At 75.8% G+C, this 22,844-nt stretch carries 3 protein-coding genes (1 of these 3 cut by a window edge); all 3 read left to right on the forward strand.

Features of this window, described 5'->3' with window-relative positions:
• Tightly spaced (each overlapping or abutting the next), the 3 genes in view from IW256_RS40640 to IW256_RS40650 form a layout consistent with a single transcriptional unit that may run on beyond the window.
• Positions 1-6,133 carry the final stretch of a non-ribosomal peptide synthase/polyketide synthase gene (locus IW256_RS40640; protein WP_197016002.1) on the forward strand. The gene continues 15,230 nt to the left of window position 1, outside the view, so only the last 6,133 of its 21,363 coding nucleotides appear in the window; the start codon falls outside the window, past its left edge; it ends in the stop codon at positions 6,131-6,133.
• The gene (locus IW256_RS40645) at positions 6,130-11,193 is read left to right on the forward strand and encodes a non-ribosomal peptide synthetase (RefSeq protein ID WP_197016003.1); all 5,064 of its coding nucleotides are present in this window, start codon (positions 6,130-6,132) and stop codon (positions 11,191-11,193) included. The genes IW256_RS40640 and IW256_RS40645 overlap by 4 nt, the downstream gene beginning before the upstream one ends.
• Positions 11,190-22,841 (forward strand): non-ribosomal peptide synthetase, encoded by an 11,652-nt coding sequence (locus tag IW256_RS40650; protein WP_197016004.1) that lies wholly within the window; start codon positions 11,190-11,192, stop codon positions 22,839-22,841. The genes IW256_RS40645 and IW256_RS40650 overlap by 4 nt, the downstream gene beginning before the upstream one ends.
• Positions 22,842-22,844 lie beyond the last annotated feature (3 nt).

A 22,844-nucleotide genomic window follows, 5' to 3' on the forward strand; every position in this document is an offset into this window, starting at 1 on the left:
CTCCGTGGCTGCGGGTTCTGTGGCGCCGGGCTCTGCCGCGCCGGTGTCGGCCGCCGATCTCGTCCGCCGGGTCGACGCGTCCGGGCTGGACGCCGGCGCGCTGGCGGAACTCGCCGCGCTGGAGGCCGGGCGCGAAGCCGGACGGCTGGACGCGGAAGCCGGGCTGATGGTGCGGGCGGTCTGGTTCGATGCCGGTCCGGGGGTTCCGGGGCGGGTGCTGCTGGTGATCCACCACCTGGTGGTGGACGGGGTGTCGTGGCGGGTGCTGCTTCCGGATCTGGCCGCGGCGTACGCCGCCGTGGAGGCCGGGTGTGATCCGGTGCTGGAGCCTGCGGGGACGTCGTTCCGGCGCTGGGCGACCGAGCTGGAGGGGCAGGCGGCGGGCGAGGACCGTGCCGGGGAGCTGCAAGCCTGGACGCGCCTGCTGTCGGGGCCCGATCCGCTGCTGGGCGACCGGCCGCTGGACCCGGCCCGCGACACCGAGGCGGGTGGGGAGCGCCGGGTGGTCATGGAGCTCCCGGAGGAAGTGACTTCGGCGCTGCTGACGGCCGTTCCGGCGGCGTTCCATGCCGGGGTGGACGATGTGCTGCTGGCGGGGCTGGCCGCCGCGGTGGCCGAGTGGCAGCGCGGGCGGGGCCGTGATGTCACTGGCGGCCTATTGGTGGAGGTGGAGGGCCACGGCCGGGTGCCGCTGTCCCCGGACATGGATTTGAGTCGTACGGTCGGTTGGTTCACCGCCGCGCATCCGGTCCGGCTTGATCCGGGGGCTGTGGATTTGGCTGAGGTGCGGGCGGGTGGTCCGGCGGCGGGTCGGCTGCTCAAGCGGGTCAAGGAGCAGTTGCGGGCCGTTCCTGGTGACGGCCTCGGTTACGGGTTGCTGCGTTACCTCAACCCTGAGACCGCGGCGGAGCTGTCCGCGCTGCCCGTCCCGCAGATCGGCTTCAACTACCTCGGCCGCTTCACCGCCGCCGGTCCTATGGCCGATGCCGCCGCCGATGCCGTTGCCGGTCAACTGGACGCCGCGTGGGCCCCTTGGCAGCCAGCGGGAGAATCGGCCCTGGGCGGATCGTCCGAGGCCGCGACGCCTGCCGGGCACGCGCTGGAGGCGGGCGGGCTGGTGCTCGACCGGCCCGGTGGGCCCGAGCTGACCCTGTCGCTGACCTGCCCCGCGGGCCTGCTGGGCGACGCCGACCTCGACGCGCTGGCGGCCGGCTGGGCGGCGATGCTCGGCGGCCTGGCCGCCCGCGCCGCCCGGCCGGGCGACGGTGGCGGGCACACGCCGTCCGACTTCGGCCTGGTGCGGCTGACCCAGGAGCAGGTGGAGGAACTGGAGGAGGCCGTCCCCGGGCTGACCGACGTCTGGCCGCTGTCGCCGTTGCAGGAAGGGCTGCTGTTCCACGCCCGCTACGACGGGCAGGCGCGCGACGTGTACGTGTGGCAGCGCGCCCTGGACTTCACCGGGTCGGTGGACACCGCCGCGCTGCGGGCGTCCTGGCAGGCGATCCTGGACCGGCACGCCGGGCTGCGGGCGGGATTCGTCCAGCCGGACGGGCTGGAACGGCCCGTCCAGGTGGTGGCGGGCCGGGTGGCGGTGCCCTGGCGGGAGGTGGACCTGCCGGTCCCGGCGGACACCGACCCCGGTGCCGCGACCGAACGTCTGGCCCGGGAGGAACGGGAACGCGGGTTCGACCTCGCGGTGCCGCCGCTGCTGCGGTTGCTGCTGGTCAGGCTGGGCGGCGAGCGGTACAGGCTGGTGATCACGTTGCATCACCTCGTGCTGGACGGCTGGTCGCTGCCGGTGCTGTTCGAGGAGCTGTCGCGGGTGTACGCGGCGGGCGGCGACGCGGGCGGGCTGCCGCCGGTCACGCCGTACCGCGAGTACCTGGCGTGGCTGGCCCGCCAGGACGCGGACGCCGCACGTGCGGCCTGGCGGAACGCGCTGGACGGGACGCGGGAGCCGACGCTGGTCGGCCCGGCCGAGCAGGACCCGGCGGCGGCGACGCCGCGGCATGTCGTCGTGCGGGCGGGCCGGGAGCCCGCCGCCGCGCTGGCCGGGCTGGCCCGCGCGCACGGGCTGACGATGAACACGATCGTCCAGGGTGCCTGGGGGATGCTGCTCGGCGTCCTGACGGGCCGCCGCGACGTGGTGTTCGGGTCCACGGTCGCGGGCCGCCCGGCGGACCTGCCCGGCGTGGAACGGATGCTCGGCCTGTTCATCAACACCGTCCCCGTACGGGTCCGGCTCGACCCCGCGCGGACGGTCGCGGAGATGCTGGCCGACCTGCAGGCCCGGCAGACGGACCTGCTCGACCACCAGCACCTGGGGCTGGTGGACGTCCAGCGCGCCGCCGGTCCCGGCGCGACGTTCGACACGCTGACCGTCTACCAGAACTATCCCGTCCCGCCGCCCGGACCCGGCGGCCTGCGGATCGCCTCGGCGGGCGGCGAGGACACGGCCCACTACCCGCTCACGCTGGTGGTGACCCCGGGCGACGGGCTGGAGATCCGGCTGGAGCACCGGCCGGACGTCTTCACCGAGGACACCGCCCGCGACCTGGCCGGGCGGTTCCTGCGGCTCCTGGAACGGGTCGCCGCCGACCCGCACGTCCCGGTCGGGCGGCTGGACACGCTCGGCACGGCCGAGCGGCGGCGGATCCTCCGCGCGTGGAACGGCACCGCCCGCCCGGTCCCGGACGGCACGCTGGTCGATCTCTTCGAGGCGAGCGTCGCGCGGGACCCGGACGCGACGGCGGTGGTCAGCGGCGGTACCGAGCTGACGTACGGGCGGCTGGACGCGCTGGCCAACCGGCTGGCGCACGAGCTGATCGCCCGGGGCGCGGGGCCGGAGAGCCGGGTCGCCGTGGTGATGGAGCGTTCGGCCGAGCTGTACGCGGTGCTGCTCGGCGTGATGAAGGCGGGCGCGGCCTACGTTCCCGTCGACCCGGACTACCCCGCCGACCGGATCGCGTTCACCCTCGCCGACGCGCGCCCGCACGTGGTGGTGTGCACGAGCACGGCCGCCGGGGCCGTTGTGGACACGGGGATCGACCGGCTGGTCTGGGACGACCCGGCCACGGCCGCCGCGCTGGCGGCGCGCCAACCGACGGCGCCCGCCGACACCGACCGGGTGCTGCCGCTGCGGCCCGCGCATCCCGCCTACGTCATCTACACCTCGGGGTCCACCGGCACGCCGAAGGGCGTGGCGGTCCCGCATCGGGGCGCGGTGAACTACGTGACGTGGCGGGCCGCCGAGTACGGCTGGACGTCCCGCGACCGCGTGCTGCAGTTCGCGTCGGTGTCGTTCGACACCTCGGTGTCGGAGATCTACCCGGCGCTGGCGGCCGGGGCCGCGCTGTGCGTCGCGCGGCGGGACACCGACGTCCTGGCGGAGCTGGAGGAGCTGGAGGTCACCGCCGCCACGTTCACGCCCTCGGTGCTGGAGTCGATCGCCGCCCGCGTGGGGGACGTGAACTCGGTGCCGGCGCTGCGCGGCATCCGGTGCCTGATCACCGCGGGGGAGGAGTGCGGGCCGGACCTGGTCCGCGCCTGGGCCCCGGGCCGGGACTTCTACAACGAGTACGGCCCGACCGAGGTCACCGTGGACGTCACCTGCTGGTCCTGCCCGCCCGATCCGCCGGACGAGGTGTCGCTCGGCGCGCCGATCGCGAACGTCCGCGCCTATGTCCTGGACGAGTTCCTGCGGCCCGTCCCGCCCGGAGTCGTCGGCGAGCTGTACGTCGCGGGCACGGGCGTGACGCGGGGGTACGTGAACCGGCCCGGGCTGACCGCCGGGCGGTTCGTGGCCTGCCCGTTCCCCGGATCCGGCCCTGGATCCGGCCCCGGATCCGACCCCGGATCCGACCCCGGATCCGGCGATGACGGCCGCGGCGGCGCCGGCGCCGGTGGGGCACGGGGCGAGCGGATGTACCGGACGGGCGACCTGGCGCGCTGGACCGCCGGCGGCGAGCTGATGTTCGCGGGGCGCGCCGACGACCAGGTGAAGATCCGCGGGTTCCGGGTCGAGCCGGGCGAGATCGAGGCGGTCCTCGCCGGGCACGAGCGGATCGCCCAGGCGGCGGTGATCGCCCGCGAGGACCGGCCGGGCGTGAAGCGCCTGGTGGCCTACGTCGTACCCGCAGGCGCCGCGCGGCCCGAGCCGGCCGGGCTGCGCGAGTACGCCGCGGCACGCCTCCCCGACCACATGGTGCCGAGCGCGGTCGTGGTCTTGGACGCGCTCCCGGTGACGGTGCACGGCAAGCTCGACCGGGACGCGCTGCCCGTCCCCGACTTCGCCGGCCAGGCCGGGGGACGGGCGCCCGCGAGCCCCGTGGAGGCGGTGCTGTGCGGGCTGTTCGCCGAGGTGCTCGGCCTGGAGCGGGTTGGCGCGGACGCCTCGTTCTTCGCGCTCGGCGGCGACTCGATCATGTCGATGCTGGTGGTGGCGAAGGCCCGCCGGGCCGGGGTGGGGATCACCGCCCGGCAGATCTTCGAGCACCGCACGGCGGCGGGCCTGGCGGCGGTGGCCGCCGGCACCGCTCCGGTGAACGTCGGCGGGGCCCCGGGCCGGGACGCCCCGAGGGTCGAGGACGTGCCGTCCGGGCCGGTGCCGCTGACCCCGGTGATGCGCGACCTGGCGGAGCGTTCGGGGACGGTGGCGCTCACCGGGACGTTCTGCCAGTCGACGCTGGTGACCGTACCGGCGGGGATGCGGCTGGAACCGCTGGTGACCGCGGTGCGGGCGGTGACCGCCCGGCACGACGTGCTGCGGGCGCGGCTGGAACCGTCCGGGAACGGGACGTCGCCGGGCGGCGGGTGGCGGCTGGTGGTGCCGCCCGCCGGGGACACGGCGGACGCCCCGGTGCGCCGCGTCGACGTCGGCGGGCTGGACGCGGAGGCGCTGGCCCGCGTGGTGGACGAACGGTCGCGGGAGGCCGTGGCGCGGCTGGACCCGCAGGTCGGCGCGATGGTGCGGGTGGTGTGGTTCGACGCGGGACCGGACGCGCCCGGCCGCCTCCTGATGGTCGTCCATCACCTCGCGGTGGACGGGGTGTCGTGGCGGGTCCTGATGCCCGACCTGGCCGCCGCGTACGAGGCGGCGAGCGCGGGCCGGGCACCGGCGCTGGAGCCGGTCGCGACCTCGTTCCGGCGGTGGGCCCGCGAGCTGGAGGCCCAGGCGCGCGGCCGGGAGCGGAGGGCGGAGCTGCCGGCGTGGACGCGGATCCTGGCCGGGCCCGACCCGCTGGCCGGGCCGCGCCCCCTGGACCCGTCCCGGGACACCGTCGCGGCAGGGATGGCGTACGTGGCCGAGCCCGTTCCGGCGCTGGTGACCTCGGAACTGCTGACGCGCGTCCCCGCCGCGTTCCATGCCGGGATCGACGACGTACTTCTGGCGGGGCTGGCCGCCGCGGTGGCCGAGTGGCAGCGCGTGCGGGGCCGTGACGTGACAGGCGGCCTGCTGGTGGAGGTGGAGGGTCACGGCCGGGTGCCGCTGTCCCCGGACATGGATTTGAGTCGTACGGTCGGGTGGTTCACCGCTGCGCATCCGGTTCGGCTCGATCCGGGGGCTGTGGACTTCGCCGACGTGCGGGCGGGTGGTCCGGCGGCGGGTCGGCTGCTCAAGCGGGTCAAGGAGCGGTTGCGCGCCGTTCCCGGTGACGGCCTCGGTTACGGGCTGCTGCGCCACCTCAATCCTGAGACCGCGGCGGAGCTGTCCGCGCTGCCCGTCCCGCAGATCGGCTTCAACTACATGGGCCGCTTCTCCGCCGCGCACGACGGTGCCCCGGCGGCGGACGGGGAGGTCTACTGGCGCCCGGCCGGGGACACGGCCGTGGGAGGGGCGGCCGACCCGGGCATGGCGGCCACGCACGCGCTGGAGGCCGGCGGGCTCGTCCGGGACCTTCCGGCGGGACCGGAGCTGACCCTGACGCTGATGTCCCCGGCCGGGCTGCTGAGCGCCGCCGACCTGGCGGAGCTGGCGGCCGGGTGGGCGGCCACGCTGGGCGGGCTGGCCCTCCACGCCGCCGATCCCGGCAGCGGCGGGCACACCCCCTCGGACTTCTCCCTGGTGACCCTCGATCAGGACGAGATCGACGAATTCGAGATCAGGCTCGCGGACGAGAGGAGCGCCCGGTGAACCAGGTGCGCATGGAGGATGTGTGGCCCCTGTCGCCATTGCAGGAAGGGCTGCTGTTCCACGCCGGCTACGACGGCCGGTCGCCCGACGTGTACGTCGTCCAGGGCGTGGTCGAGCTGGTGGGGGCGCTGGACTCCGGGGTGCTGCGGGCGTCGTGGGAGACGTTGCTCGAACGGCACGCGAACCTGCGCGCGAGCTTCCAGCGCCGCGGCTCGGGCGTCCCCGTCCAGGTGATCGCGCGCGGGGTGCGGCTGCCGTGGCGCGAGGTGGACCTTTCCGGCGGCACGCGGAACGGAGGAGAAGCCGGACGTGGGGCCGCCCCCGAGTCCGCCACCGCCACCGAGGCCGCCCCAGAGACCGAGGTCGACGCGCAGGCCGAGGTCGATGCCGAGGCCGAGGCCGAGGCGGAGCGGCTGGCCCGGGAGGAACGGGAACGGCGGTTCGACGTGGCGGTCCCGCCGCTGCTGCGGCTCATGCTGATCAGGCTGGGCGAGGAGCGGCACCGGCTGGTGATCACGATGCACCACCTCGTGATGGACGGCTGGTCCATGCCGGTGCTGTTCGAGGAACTGTCGGCGGTGTACGCGGCGGGCGGCGACGGCGGCGTGCTGCCGCCCGCCGTCCCGTACCGCGAGTACCTGGCCTGGCTGGCCCGCCAGGACAAGGACGTCGCCGCCGAGGCGTGGCGGCGGGCCCTGGCGGGAGTGGACGAGCCGACGCAGGTCGCGCCGGCCGTCCCCGCCGAGACGCCGGAGAAGCCCCGCCACGTGTCCGCGCGGGCGGGAGCGGACCTGACGCGGGCGCTGCGGGACACCGCCCGTGCCCGCGGGCTGACCTTGAACACGTTGCTCCAGGGGGCGTGGGCCGTCCTCGTCGGTGAGCTGGCCGGGCGGCGCGAGGTGGTGTTCGGCGCCACGGTGGCCGGGCGGCCGCCGGAGCTTCCCGGCGTGGAACGGATGCTCGGGCTGTTCGTCAACACCGTCCCGGTGCGGGTCCGGCTGGATCCGCACCGGCCGTTCGCGGAGGCGCTGGCCGACCTCCAGGAGCGGCAGACCGGCCTGCTCGACCACCAGCACCTGGGCCTGGCGGAGATCCAGCGCGCCGCGGGCCCGGGCGCCGCGTTCGACACGCTCCTCGTCTACCAGAACTACCCGCGCGACCCGTCCGGCCCGCTGCGGCTGGGCGGCCTGGAGGTCAGCGGCACCGGGAACGACGACGCCTCCCACTACCCGCTCACCCTGGTGGTGACGCCGGGCGACGAGATGGAACTGCGCCTGGACCACCGGGCCGACGTGTTCGGCGAGGACGAGGCGCGAGCCCTGGTGGGACGGCTGGTAGGGGTGCTGGAGCGGATGGCGGCCGATCCGGACGCCCGCCCGGGCGATCTCGACCCGCTGGACGAGGCCGTGCGGCGCCGCGTCCTGGAGGAGTGGAACGACACCGCCCGGCCGGTGCCGGAGGGTTCGCTGGCGGATCTGTTCGAGGCGCAGGCGGCGCGGACCCCGGACGCCCTCGCGCTGATCTCCGCCGGCCAGGAGTGGACCTACGCGGAGCTGGACGAGCGGGCCAACCGGGTGGCGCACTGGCTGATCCGGCGGGGCGCGGGGCCGGAGAACACGGTCGGCGTGGTCATGGAACGCTCGGCGGACCAGATCGCGGTCCTGCTGGGCGTGGTCAAGGCCGGGGCGGCGTACGTACCGGTCGATCCCGCCTACCCGGCGGAGCGGATCGCGTTCATGCTGGCCGACGCGCGTCCCGTGGCGGTGGTGTGCACGAACGCGACCGCGGGCGCGTTACCCGACAAGCCCGACGCGTTACCCGGCGAGCCCGGCGAGTTGAGCGAGCCGGGCGGGTTACCCGAGGAGGCCGGTGCGCGTCCGGGCGGTTGGGAGCGCCTGGTGTGGGACGCTCCGGAGACGCGGGCCGCGCTGGCCGGCTGCCCGGGGCGCGCGCCGGTGGACGGCGACCGGGTGGCGCCGCTGCGGCCCGCCCATCCGGCGTACGTCATCTACACCTCCGGTTCGACCGGGCTGCCCAAGGGCGTGGTGGTCTCCCACCGGGGGATCGCGAGCATGGCCGAGGCCATGCGCGACGGGTTCGGGGTCGGGCCGGACTCGCGGGTCCTGCAGTTCGCGGCGCTGGGGTTCGACGCGGCGGTGGCGGAGCTGTGCACGGCGCTGCTGTCGGGCGCCGCGCTCGTCGTGGCGGAGCCGGACCGGCTGCCGCCGAACGGGCGGCTGGACGACCTCGTGACTGCGCACGGGGTGACGCACGTGACGCTGCCGCCCTCGTTGCTGGCGACGCTGGAGGACCTGCCGGAGGGGCTGGACACGCTGGTGGTCGCGGGCGAGGCCTGCCCGCCCGGCCTGGTGGGCCGGTACGCGGCCGGCCGCCGGATGGTCGACGCCTACGGCCCGACCGAGACGACGGTGTGCGCGACGATGACGGCGCCGCTGGGCACGGACGCGGCCACCCGGCCCGCGGTCCCGATCGGCTGGCCGATCCGCAACACCCGGACCTACGTCCTGGACGGCCTCCTGCGACCCGTACCGCCGGGAACGGTCGGCGAGCTGTACGTCGCGGGCGCCGGGCTGGCACGCGGGTACGCGGGCCGTCCGGGGCTGACCGCCGAGCGGTTCGTGGCCTGCCCGTTCCCCGGGGCGGGCGGCGACGGCGCCGGTGCGTCCGGGGGCGAGCGGATGTACCGGACGGGTGACCTGGCCCGGTGGACCGAGGGCGGCGAACTGGAGTTCGCCGGCCGCGCGGACGAGCAGGTGAAGATCCGCGGGTTCCGGGTGGAGCCGGGCGAGATCGAGGCGGTGCTGGCAAGCCACGAGCGGGTGGAACGGGCCGTGGTCGTCGTCCGCGAGGACGGGCCGGGCCCCAGGCGCCTGGTCGCCTATGCCGTCCCCGTCGCGTCCGCCGAGCCCGTCGCGTCCGCCGAGCCCGTCGCGTCTGCCTCGCCGGAGGCGGATCGGCCCGGCGGCGATGAGCTGCGCGCGTACGTCGCCGCCCGGCTGCCCGACCACATGGTGCCCGCGGCGGTGGTGCTGCTCGACACCCTCCCGGTCACCGCCCACGGGAAGCTCGACCGGGCCGCGCTGCCCGCCCCCGGCTTAGCCGCGCCGGCGGCGGGCCGGGGCCCGGCGACGGCGGTGGAGGAACTGCTGTGCGGCCTGTTCGCCGAGGTGCTGGGCCTGGAGACGGTCGGCGCCGAGGACTCCTTCTTCGCGCTCGGCGGTGACTCGATCATGTCGATGCTGGTGGTGGCGCGGGCCCGCCGCGCGGGCGTGGAGATCACCGCCCGGCAGATCTTCGAGCTGCGGACGCCGGAGGCGCTGGCCGCGGTCGCCGAGGTGGTCACCGACGGCGCACCCTCGGGCGGGGCCAGGTCCGGCGATGGTGGCGGGGATGGGGATGGGGAAGGGGACGGCGGCGAGGGCGTGGTGCCCCTGACGCCGGTGATGAGCGAACTGGCCGCGCGGTCCGGCCTGGAGGTCCTGGCGGGCGGCCTCTCCCAGTCGATGGTGGTGACCGTCCCGCCCGGGATGACGAGGGAACGCCTGGTCGCGGCCGTGCAGGCGGTGCTGGACCGGCATGACATGCTGCGGGCCCGGCTGGAACTGCCCGCGGACGAGCCGCCCCGGCTGGTCGTCCCGGCGGGCTCCCCCGGACGCGTCCGGGCGGACGGCTGCGTGGAACGGGTGGACGCGGCGGGGCTCGCCCCCGACGCGCTGGCGGAGGCGATGACCGCCCGCGCCCGCGAGGCGACCGCCGAACTGGACCCGCGCCGCGGCGCGATGCTCCGTGTCGTCTGGTTCGACACCCGCCTCGACACCGACACCGGCGGCGATACCCGCGCCGACACCGGTACCGGCGCCAACACCGACACCCGCGGCGATACCGCTGCCGGTGCGGGCCCCGGCGGGGGACGGGTGCTGCTGGTGATCCACCACCTGGTCGTCGACGGGGTGTCGTGGCGGGTGCTCCTGCCCGATCTGGCCGCGGCGTACGCGGCGGTGGAGGCCGGGCGGGAGCCTGCGCCGGCGCCGGTGCCGACCTCGTTCCGCGGCTGGGCCCGCGAGCTGGCGGCGCAGGCGGTGGGCCGGGAACGGGTCGCCGAGCTGCCGGTCTGGTCCGCGATGCTGGCCGGCCCCAGCCCCGTGCTGGGCCGCCGCGTCCTGGACCCGGCCGTGGACACCGTCGCGGCCGGGATCCGTGGCGCGGCGCTGACCCTGCCCACCGGGGCGAGCGCGGACCTGCTGACCCGCGTCCCGGCGGCCTTCCACGCGGGCATCGAGGACGTGCTGCTGGCGGGCCTGGTCGCGGCGGTCGACGAGTGGCGCCGCAAGCAGGGCCGGCACGCGCCCGGCGGGCTGCTGGTGGACGTGGAGGGCCACGGCCGGGAACCGCTCGCCGCCGGGATGGACCTGAGCCGCACGGTGGGCTGGTTCACCGCCGTCCACCCGGTACGGCTGGATCCCGGCGGGATCGACCACGCCGGGGTGAGGGCCGGCGGCGCCGACGCGGGCACGCTGGTCAAGCGGGTCAAGGAACAGCTGCGGAACGTCCCCGGCGACGGCCTAGGTTTCGGGTTGCTGCGCCACCTCAACCCGGCCACCGCGCCCGTCCTGGAGGGCCTGCCCGTACCGCAGATCGCCTTCAACTACCTGGGCCGCTTCTCCGCCGGTGACGCGCCCGGCGCGGAGGAGGCGCGGGCCGGCTGGCTGCCCACCGGCGACGGCGTGCTGGGCGGTACGGCCGATCCGCGGATGGCCGCCGCCCACGCGCTCCAGGCCGGCGGGATGGTGCGGGACCTGCCCGGCGGGCCCGAGCTGACCGTCACACTCCAAGGCCCGGCCGGGCTGTGGGACGACACGGAACTGCGGGAGCTGGTGGCCGGGTGGGAGGCGATGCTCGGCGGCCTGGTCGCCCACACCGCCGGTTCCGGCGGCGGCCACACACCCTCCGACTTTCCCCTGGCCCGGATCAGCCAGGACGAGCTGGAGGAGTTCGAGGCACTCGCGGAAGGCATCGGGGAGAGGGGAACCGCGTCGTGAAGAGGTCCGCGCTGGCCGAGGTCTGGCCGCTGTCGCCGCTACAGGAAGGGCTGCTGTTCCATGCCCGCTACGACGAGGGGGCCCGCGACCTGTACGTGGGGCAGCGCGCCCTGGACCTGACCGGGCCCCTGGACACGGGCCTGCTGCGGTCGTCCTGGCAGGCGTTGCTGGACCGGCATGCCAGCCTGCGGGCGGGCTTCCACCGCCGCGTCTCCGGCGCTCCCGTCCAGGTCATCGTGCGCGGCGTGGAGGTGCCGTGGCGGGAGGCGGACCTGTCCGCGTACGACCCGGCCGAGGCCGCCGCCGAGGCGTCCCGGCTGGCCGAGGAGGAACGCGCCCGGCGGTTCGACCTGGCGGTGCCGCCGCTGCTGCGGATCCTGCTGATCAGGCTGGGCGGGGCACGGCACCGGATGGTGGTCACCACCCATCACCTCGTGATGGACGGCTGGTCGATGCCGGTGCTGCTCGGTGAGCTGTCCCGGCTGTACGCGGCCGGCGGCGACCCCGGGGTGCTGCCGCCGGTGGCCCCGTACCGGGACTACCTGGCCTGGCTGGAACGGCGAGACCGGGACGCGGCGCGCGAGGCGTGGCGGCGGGCCCTGGAAGACGTGGACGGCCCCACGCTGGTAGGGCCAGGCGACCGGGACTGGCGACCGGTGGTGCCGCACCACGTCGAGGTGCGCCTCGGCGCGGGACCGGCGGAGGCGCTGCGGACGGTGGCGCGGGAGCACGGCCTGACGGTGAACACGATGGTCCAGGGCGCCTGGGGGATCCTGCTCGGGGTCCTGACCGGGCGGCGCGACGTGGTGTTCGGCGCCACCGTCGCCGGGCGCCCGGCGGACCTGCCCGGCGTGGAACGGATGCTCGGCCTGTTCATCAACACCGTCCCCGTACGGGTGCGGCTCGACCCCGCGCGGACGGTCGCGGAGACGCTCACCGAACTGCAGGGCTTGCAGGCGGACCTGATCGACCATCAGCACCTGGGGCTGGTGGACGTCCAGCGCGCCGCCGGACCGGGCGCCGGGTTCGACACCCTGGTCGTGTACGAGAGCTATCCGCGCAGCCCGGACGGGCCGCCGTCCTTCGGCGGTCTCGAACTCGCCGGCGCGGGCAGCGAGGACGCCTCCCATTACCCGCTCACGCTGGTGGTGTCACCGGCCGGCGAGGTGGAGGTGCGGCTGGACTACCGTCCCGACCTGTTCGACGAGGGCGCTGCCCGCGCGCTGGTGGAGCGGCTGGTGCGGCTGCTGGCGCTGATGGCCGCCGACCCCGGCGCGCGGCTCGCGGATCTGGATCCTCTGGACGGCGCCGAGCGGCACCGCGTCACGCGCGAGTGGAACGACACCGCGTGGCCGGTCCCGGACGGCTCCCTGGCGGAGCTGTTCGAAGCCCAGGCCGCCCGTACCCCGGACGCCGTGGCCGTGGTGTCCGGCTCCGCCGAGCCGACCAACGCCGAGCCGACCGCCGCCGAGCCGACCGCCGCCGAGCCGACTGCCGCCGGGCCGACCGGCGCCGGGCCGACCGCCGCCGAGCCGACTGCCGCCGGGCCGACCGGCGCCGGGCCGACCGGCGCCGAGCTGACCTACGCGGAGCTGAACGCGCGGGCCGACCGGCTGGCGCGGGAGCTGGCCGGCCGCGGCGTGGGACCGGAATGCCTGGTCGGCGTGGTGATGCGGAGGTCGGCCGAGCTGGTCGTCGCGCTCCTGGGCGTGCTGAAGGCGGGAGCGGCCTACGTCCCGCTGGACGCCGCTCATCCGGCCGAGCGGTTACGCGCGGTCGTGGCCGAGGCGAAGATCTCGCTGGTCCTGGTCGACGAGGCCGGCGCGGGCCATGCCCTCTTCCGCGAGGGCTCCTGCGATCCGCCCATCGAGGTGATGGAGGTCGGCACGGCCACGGACTCTGCCCCCGCTCCGGCTCCTGCCCCTGCTCCGGCTCCGGGTTCCGCTCCGGCTCCGGGTTCCGCTCCGGCGTCGGACCGGGACCCGGACAGGCCCCTGCCGCGGGTCTCACCGGAGAACCTCGCGTACGTCATGTACACCTCGGGGTCGACCGGTGTGCCCAAGGGCGTTGCGGTCACGCACGGCAACGTCGTGGGCTTCTGCCTCGACCGCTGCTGGGACGACGAGGTGGTCCGGCGGGTGCTGGTGCAGGCCAATCACGCCTTCGACGCATCCACCTACGAGCTGTGGACGCCGCTGCTGCGGGGCGGCCGCCTGGTGATCGTCCCGCCCGGCGAGGCGGACGCGGCGCAGCGCGCCCGGCTGATCGCCGAGTACGGGGTCACCAACGTGCATCTGACCGCCGGCCTGTTCGCCATGCTGGCCGAGCAGGCACCGGAGATGTTCGCCGGCGTTCGCGAGGTCTCGACCGGCGGGGACGTCGTGCCCGCGGCCGGGATCACCGCCCTGCTGGAGGCCCATCCGGACCTGGTCGTCCGCTCGACCTACGGCCCGACCGAGACGACCGCGTTCACCACGCAGATCCCGTTCGCCTCCGGTGACACCGTCCCCTCCCCGGTGCCGATCGGCGCCCCGATGGACAACGCCCGGGCCTTCGTCCTGGACGGCTTCCTGCGTCCCGTCCCGCCCGGCGTGACCGGTGAGCTGTACGTGGCGGGCGCGGGCCTGGCGCGCGGGTACGTGAACCGTCCCGGGCTGACCGCCGAACGGTTCGTGGCCTGCCCGTTCGGCGGGCGGATGTACCGGACCGGCGACCTGGCCCGGTGGACCGGCGACGGCGGGCTGGAGTTCGCCGGGCGCGCCGACCAGCAGGTGAAGATCCGCGGGTTCCGGATCGAGCCCGGCGAGGTCGAGGCGGTGCTGGCCGGGCACGAGCGGGTCGGCCGGGTCGCGGTGGTCGCCCGCACGGACCAGCCGGGCGTGGTGCGCCTGGTGGCCTACGTCGTCGCCGCCGACCCGGGAACGGGCGTGGACGGGGGCGCGGTCCGGGAGTTCGCCGCGGCTCGGCTGCCCGACTACATGGTCCCGGCCGCGGTGGTGGTGCTGGACGAGCTGCCGGTGACGGTGAACGGCAAGGTGGACCGGGCCGCGCTGCCCGCCCCCGATTTCACCGGCGCGGTGCGCGGCCGCGGTCCCGCCACGCCCGCCGAGGAGGTCCTGTGCGGGCTGTTCGCCGAGGTCCTCGGGCTGGAGACGGTGGGCGCCGAGGATTCGTTCTTCGAGCTCGGCGGGGATTCGCTCCTGGCGATGCGCCTGGTGGCGCGGGTCCGCGCGGTGCTGGACGCCGAGGTCGGCGTCCGGGAGCTGTTCGCCGACCCGACGGTGGCGGGCGTGGCGCGCCTCGTGGAGGCCGGGCGGCGGGAGGCGAGGACGCCGCTCGCGGTACGGGAACGGCCCGAAGTGGTGCCGCTGTCGTACGCGCAGCAGCGCATGTGGTTCCTGAACCGGTTGCGGGAGGCGGGAGCCGGGGCCGCGTACAACATTCCTCTGGCGCTGCGGCTGTCGGGTGAGCTGGACGTGGCCGCGCTGGAGGCCGCGCTGGGTGATCTGGCGGACCGGCACGAGAGCCTGCGCACGCTCTACCCGGAGGCGTCCGGCGTGCCGCACCAGCGGGTGCTGCACGGCGCGGAGGGCCGCCCTCGCCTGCCCGTCGAGGAGATCGGCGAGCCCGCCCTGGGCGGGGTGATGCTCGACGAGATGCGACGGGGCTTCGAGCTGGACCGCGAACCGCCCTGGCGGGTCCGCCTGCTGGCCCTGACCGACCAGGCCCTGACCGACCCGGCCGTGGCTGATCCGGCCGTGACCGACTCGGCCCTTACGGGCCCGGCCCTGACGGAGCCGAAGCCTGAACCGGAGTACGTGCTGCTGCTCGTGGCGCACCACATCGCCGTGGACGGCTGGTCGATGGGCGTCCTGGCCCGCGACCTGGGCGTGGCGTACGCGGCGCGGTCCTCGGGCCGGGCTCCCGATTGGGAGCCGCTGCCGGTGCAGTACGCCGACTACGCGTTGTGGCAGCGCGAGATTCTGGGCGACCTGGACGATCCGGGCAGCCTGATCTCGGCCCAGCTGGGCTACTGGCGGGAGGCCCTGGCCGGTCTGCCGGAGGAGCTGGCGTTGCCGGTCGACCGGCCCCGCCCGGCGGAGGCGTCGTTCCGGGGCGGTTCGGTGCCGGTGTGGGTCGGCGCGCAGGCGCACGCCCGCCTGGTGGAGGTGGCGCAGCGGACCAGGTCCACGATGTTCATCGTGGCGCAGGCGGCGCTGGCGGCCCTCCTGGCCCGGATGGGGGCGGGCACCGACGTCCCGATCGGCACGGCGGTGGCCGGGCGCGGCGACGCGGCGCTGGAGAACCTCGCCGGGTTCTTCATCAACACGCTGGTGCTGCGCACGGACGTCAGCGGCGACCCGACGTTCACCGAGCTGCTGGAACGCGTCCGGGAGACCGACCTGGCCGCGTACGCGCACGAGGACCTGCCGTTCGAGCGGCTGGTGGAGGACCTGAACCCGGCCCGTTCGCTGGCCCGCCACCCGCTGTTCCAGGTGATGCTGACGTTCCACAACATTCCCCGCGCGGAGACGCCGTGGGAGCTGCCGGGCCTGCGCGTGCACCCGCTGCCGCCGCTGGAGGAGACGGTCACGGCGAAGTTCGACCTGTCGCTGGCCCTGGCCGAGCACCGGGACGAGGAGGGCGCCCCGGCCGGGATCGGCGGGGACGTCCAGTACGCCGCCGACCTGTTCGACGAGGCGACCGCCCGTTCCCTGGTGGACCGGCTGGTGCGGGTGCTGGAGCAGGTCGCCGCCGACCCGCGGGTGCGGGTCAGCCGGCTGGAGATCCTGGACGAGGCCGAACGGGAGCTGCTGGCGCGGGGCCGGGCCGCCCTCGACCGGCCTGCCCCGGAGGGGTCCCTGGCCGCGCTGTTCGAGGAGCGGGCGGTGCGAACGCCGGACGCGGTGGCCGTGGTTTCCGGTGACACGCGGTGGACCTACCGCGAGCTGGACGAGCGCGCGAACCGCCTCGCGCACGAGCTGATCGCCCGCGGTGCCGGGCCCGAGGCATTGGTCGGCGTGGTCATGGAACGGTCGGCGGACCTGGTCGCGGTGCTGCTGGGCGTGGTGAAGGCGGGCGCGGCGTACGTACCGGTGGACCCGGGGTACCCGGCGGACCGGATCGGGTTCATGCTGGCCGACGCGCGCCCCTCGATGGTCGTGTGCACGACCACGACCAGGGACGTCGTCGCCGCGGCCGCAGCCGCAGCGGAGCCGAGGGCGGAAACGGGAGCGGAGCCCAGAGCGGAAACGGGTGCGGAGCTGGGCTTCGGGACCCTCGTGTGGGACGACCCGGGCACCGCCGAGGCGCTGGCCCGCCGCCCCGCGACGGCCCCCGCCGACACCGACCGCACGGTCCCGCTGCGGCCCGGTCACCCCGCGTACGTCATCTACACCTCCGGGTCGACCGGGCGCCCCAAGGGCGTGATGGTCCCCCACGCCAACGTCATCCGCCTGCTGCGGGAGACCGACCACTGGTTCGGGTTCGGCCCCGGCGACGTGTGGACGCTGTTCCACTCCTACGCGTTCGACTTCTCGGTCTGGGAGATGTGGGGCGCGCTGCTGTACGGGGGGCGCCTGGTCGTCGTCCCGTACCTGGTCTCGCGGTCGCCCCGCGACTTCCTGGCGCTGCTGTCCGCCGAGCGGGTCACCGTCCTCAACCAGACCCCGTCGGCGTTCTACCAGCTCATGGCGGCCGACGCGGAGAGCCCGGCGGACGGCCTGGCGCTCCGGTACGTGGTGTTCGGCGGCGAGGCCCTCGAACCGGGCAGGCTGACCGGTTGGTACGCCCGGCATCCGGAGCCGGTGCTGGTGAACATGTACGGCATCACCGAGACGACGGTGCACGTCACGTACGCGCCGCTGGACGCGGAAACGTGCGCGGCCGACCCGGGCGGCCTCATCGGCCGGCCCATCCCGGACCTGCGGGTCCATCTGCTGGACGACTGGCTGCGGCCGGTGCCGCCCGGCCCGGCGGCCGAGGTGTACGTCGCGGGCGCGGGCCTGGCCCGTGGGTACCTCGGCCGGCCGGGGCTGAGCGCCGGGCGCTTCGTCGCCGACCCGTACGGCCCTCCGGGCTCGCGCATGTACCGGTCGGGCGACCTGGCCAGATGGCGTCCGGACGGCACCCTCGAACACCTCGGCCGCGCCGATCGGCAGGTGCAGCTGCGCGGCTTCCGCGTCGAGCCGGGCGAGGTGGAGGCGGTGCTCGCCGGTCACGAGGCGGCCGGCCAGGCGGCGGTCGTCGTCCGCGAGGACCGGCCGGGCGACCGGCGGCTGGTGGGGTACGTCGTCCCCGCCCGCCCCGGCGACGGCGTGGACGGGAACGCGCTGCGCGAGTACGCCGCCGCCCGCCTGCCCGGCCACATGGTCCCGGCGGCCGTGGTGGTGCTGGACGCGCTGCCGGTGACGGTGAACGGCAAGCTCGACCGGGACGCGCTGCCCGCGCCCGGCTTCGCCGCCCTCGCGGCGGGCCGGGCCCCGGCGACGGTGACCGAGGAACTGCTGTGCGGCCTGTTCGCCGATGTCCTCGGCGTGGAGTCGGCCGGCCCCGACGGTTCCTTCTTCGAGCTGGGCGGCGACTCCCTGCTCGCGATGCGCCTCATCGCGCGGATCCGCGCCGTCCTGGACGCGGACGTGAGCATCCGCGACTTCTTCAACGCGCCGTCGCCCGCCGCCGTGGCCCGGCTCGTCGAGGACGCCCGTTCGGGCGGCGGGGGCGGCGGCCCGTCCGCAGGCACCCGGCCGGCGGCGCCGGTGGCCGGGGAACGGCCCGAGGTGATGCCGCTGTCGTACGCGCAGCAGCGCATGTGGATCCTGAACCGGCTGGAGGAGGGCGGCGAGGGGGCGGCCCGCGCGGCCTACAACGTGCCGATGGCGCTGCGGCTGTCGGGCGACCTCGACGTCGCGGCCCTGGAGGCCGCGCTGGCCGATGTGGCGGACCGGCACGAGAGCCTGCGCACGGTGTTCCCCGAGACCGACGGGACGCCCCGCCAGCAGGTCCTGCACGGCGCGGCGGGCCGTCCCGCCCTCGTGGTCGAGGAGGTCGGCGAGCGGGACCTGGCCGGGGTGGCGGCGGCCGAGATGAGCCGGGGCTTCGAGCTGGACCGCGAGCCGCCCTGGCGGACCCGGCTGCTGGTGCTCGCGCCGTCGGAGTTCGTGCTGGTGGTGGTCGCCCACCACATCGCCGTGGACGGCTGGTCGATCGGCGTGCTGGCCCGCGACCTGGGCGTGGCGTACGCGGCGCGGCGCTCGGGCCGGGCTCCCGATTGGGAGCCGCTGCCGCTGCAGTACGCCGACTACGCGCTGTGGCAGCGCGAGTCGCTCGGCGATCCCGGCGATCCGGACAGCCTGATCTCCGCCCAGCTGGGGTACTGGCGGGAGGCCCTGGGAGGCCTGCCCGAGGAGCTCGACCTCCCGGTGAGCCGCCCCCGCCCGGCGGTGGCCTCGTACCGGGGCGAGACGGTGCCGCTCCGGGTCGGCGCGGACGTCCACGCAAGGCTGGCGGGCGCGGCCCGGCGCGGTGGCGCCACGATGTTCATGGTCGCCCAGGCCGCGCTGGCGATGCTGCTGACCAGGATGGGCGCGGGCACCGACATCCCGGTCGGCACCGCGATCGCCGGCCGTGGCGACGCGGCGCTGGAGGACCTGGCCGGGTTCTTCGTCAACACGCTGGTGCTGCGGACGGACGTGAGCGGCGACCCGACGTTCACCGACCTGCTCGACCGCGTCCGGGAGACCGACCTGGCCGCCTACGCCCACCAGGAACTGCCCTTCGAGCGGCTGGTGGAGGACCTCAACCCGGCGCGTTCGCTGGCCCGCCACCCGCTGTTCCAGATCATGCTGGCGGTGGAGAGCATCCCGCCCACGCACTGGGACCTGCCCGGCCTCCGGGTCGAGCCGATGCAGGGCGGGTCGCTGGCGGCCAAGTTCGACCTGTCCGTCACCCTGGAAGAGCGCCGCGGTGACGACGGCGCCGCGGCCGGGATGGAGGGCGTGATCGAATACGCCGCCGACCTGTTCGACGAGGCGGCGGCCCGTGCCCTGGGAGACCGGCTGGTGCGGGTCCTGGAACAGGTGGCGGCCGACCCGGGGATCCGCGTGAGCGAGGTCGAGCTCCTGTCCGCCGAGGAACGGCGGAAGGCCGTACGGGACTGGAACGACACCGGCCGGGCGGTGCCGGACGGCTCATGGGTGGCGCTGTTCGAGGACCAGGTGTCGCGTTCGCCGGACGCGGTCGCGGTGGTGTCCGGTGAGGTGTCGCTGTCCTACGCGGCCCTGGACGAGCGCGCGAACCGCCTGGCGCACGAGCTGATCGCGCGCGGGGTCGGCCCCGAGGACCGGGTCGCCGTCGTCATGGAACGGTCGGCCGACCTGCTGGCGGTCCTGCTGGGAGTGCTGAAGGCGGGCGCGGCCTACGTCCCGGTGGACCCGGAGTACCCGGCGGAACGGGCCGCGTTCATGCTGGCGGACGCGCGCCCCGCCGTGGCGGTCTGCACGGTCGCGACCGAGACCCTGGTGGCGGGCACCGGGATCGAAACGCTGCCGTGGGACGGCCCGGAGACGGAGGCCGCGCTGTCCGGCCGTCCCGGCACGGCCCCCCGCGACGCCGACCGGACCGCCCCCTTGCGCGCCGGGCATCCGGCGTACGTCATCCACACCTCCGGTTCGACGGGGCGGCCCAAGGGCGTGGTCGTCTCGCACGCCGCCATGGTCAACCAGCTGGCCTGGATGCAGGGGGAGTTCGGGCTGGAGGCCGGCGAACGGGCGCTGCAGAAGTCGCCGCTGGGCTTCGACGTGTCGGTCTGGGAGCTGTTCTGGCCGCTGATGGCCGGGGCCGCCGTGGTCATGGCCCGTCCGGGCGGCCACCGGGATCCGGCCTACCTGGCGGAGCTGATGGAGCGGGAGGGCGTGACGACGGTCGAGTTCGTCCCGTCCATGCTGGCGGTCTTCCTGCGCGAGGAGGCGGCGACCGGGGCCGCGCGGAGCCTGCGCCGCGTCTTCTCCGGAGGTGAGGCGCTCCCGCCCGGCCTGGTGGAGGAGTGCCATGACCGGCTCGGCACGCCCCCGTACAACCTCTACGGCCCGACCGAGACCACGATCGGCGTGACGGCCCGGCCGTGCCCGCGCGGCGAGGGCGGGAACGCGGTGCCGATCGGCCGTCCGGTCTGGAACACCGAGGTGTTCGTCCTGGACGGGTTCCTGCGCCCGGTGCCGCCGGGCGTCACCGGCGAGCTGTACGTGGCCGGCACGCAGCTGGCGCGCGGGTACATGGGACGCGCGGGGCTGACGGCCGAGCGTTTCGTGGCCTGCCCGTTCCCCGACCGGGACGGCGGGGAGTCCGGCGGGTCCGGTGGGGCGTCCGATGGCGGGTTGGGCGAGGCGTCCGGCGAGGCGTCCGGGCGGCGCATGTACCGGACCGGTGACCTGGCGCGCTGGACCCCCGGCGGTGAGCTGGAGTTCGCGGGCCGGGCCGACGAGCAGGTGAAGGTCCGGGGCGTCCGGATCGAGCCGGGGGAGATCGAGGCGGTGCTGGCCGCGCACGCGTCCGTCGCGCGGGCCGCGGTGGTCGTCCGCGAGGACCGGCCGGGAACGCGACGCCTGGTCGCCTACGTCGTCCGAGCCGCGAACGCCGCCAGGCAGGCGAACGGCGCGGGCCAGGTGGACGGCGCCGGCCAGATGGACGGGGACGTGGACGTGGACGGGGCGCGGCTGCGGGAGTTCGCGGCCGCCCGGCTGCCCGAGGCCATGGTCCCGGCCGCGGTGGTGGTGCTGGACGAGCTGCCGGTGACGGTGAACGGGAAGCTGGACCGGGACGCGCTGCCCGCCCCCGATCCGGGCGCGGCCGGGACGGGCCGGGCCCCGGCCACGCCCGCCGAGAAGGCGCTGTGCGAGCTGTTCGCCGAGGTGCTGGGCCTGGACGCGGTCGGTGCCGAGGACTCCTTCTTCGACCTGGGCGGCGACTCGATCATGTCGATGCTGGTGGTGTCGCGGGCCCGGAAGGCCGGTCTGGTGATCACCGCGCGGCAGGTGTTCGAGCTGCGCACCCCGGCCGGGCTGGCCCGGGTGGCCGCGCCCGTGACCGGCGTGGGTCCGGCGGAGCCGGAGCGGGTCCGGGACGTGGCCACGGGCGTAGTGCCGCTGACCCCGGTGATGCTCGAGACGGCCGACCGGGCGGGAGCGGCGGCGCTGACGGGCCGGTTCTGCCAGTCCATGCTGGTGACCGCGCCCGCCGGGGTGACGGCCGGGCGGCTGGCCGCGGCCGTGGGGGCGCTCCTGGACCACCACGACATGCTGAGGGCGCGGCTGGAACCGGGCGGCGGGGCCCGGCTGCTGGTGCCCCCGGCCGGTTCCGCCGACGCGGTGAACGCGGCGGACTGCGTACGGCGCGTCGACGCCGCCGGGCTGGACGCGGAGGCGCTCGCGGCCCTGGTGGACGAGCGGGCCTGGGAGGCGATGGACCGGCTCGACCCGTCCGCGGGCGTGATGGTGCAGGTGGTGTGGTTCGATGCCGGTCCGGGGGTTCCGGGGCGGGTGCTGCTGGTGATCCACCACCTGGTGGTGGACGGGGTGTCGTGGCGGGTGCTGCTTCCGGATCTGGCCGCGGCGTACGCGGCTGTGGAGGCCGGGTGTGATCCGGTGCTGGAGGCTGTGGGGACGTCGTTCCGGCGCTGGGCGACCGAGCTGGAGGGGCAGGCGGCGGGCAAGGTCCGTGCCGGAGAGCTGCAAGCCTGGACGCGCCTGCTGTCGGGGCCCGATCCGCTGCTGGGCGACCGGCCGCTCGACCCGGCCCGCGACACCGTGGTCGGCGGCGTCCACCGGGTGGCGCGATCGCTTCCGCCGCGGGTGACCTCCGCCCTGCTGACCGCCGTTCCGGCGGCGTTCCACGCCGGGGTGGACGACGTGCTGCTGGCGGGGCTGGCCGCCGCGGTGACGGAGTGGCGCCGCAGGCGGGGACGCGGAAGCGCCGGTGGCGTGCTGGTGGACGTGGAAGGGCACGGCCGCGAGCCGCTGTCGGCGGACATGGACCTGACCCGTACGGTCGGGTGGTTCACCAAGGTCCACCCGGTACGCCTGGATCCTGGCGCGGTCGACCTCACCGAGGTCCGGGCCGGTGGACCGGCCGCGGGCCGGCTGGTCAAGCGGATCAAGGAGCAGTTGCGCGCCGTTCCCGGTGACGGCCTCGGCTACGGGATGCTGCGCCACCTCAATCCGGCGACCGCGCCGGTGCTGGCGGAACTGCCCGTCCCGCAGATCTCCTTCAACTACCTCGGCCGCTACGCCACCGTCCAGGACGGCGACGCCCCGGCCGGGGACGAGCAGAGCTGGCGGCCCGCCGGGGAGGCGGCCCTGGGCGGGGGAGCGGACGCGGGCATGGCGGTGCCGCACGCGCTGGAGGCCGGCGGGCTCGTCCGGGACCTCCCCGGGGGACCCGAACTGACCCTGACGCTGCTCTGCCCGGCGGGCCTGATCGAGGAGACCGCGCTCGCGGACCTCGCCGGCGGGTGGGCCGCCATGCTGGAGGGCCTGGCCGCCCGCGGCGCCGATCCGGGCGGCGGCCACACCCCGTCCGACTTCGCCCTGGTCGACCTCGGCCAGGATCAGATCGACGAACTGCAGGAGCGCCTCGCCGAGGAAATCGGATGAGCC

This window comes from Actinomadura viridis, from assembly GCF_015751755.1.
Lineage (GTDB): Bacteria > Actinomycetota > Actinomycetes > Streptosporangiales > Streptosporangiaceae > Spirillospora > Spirillospora viridis.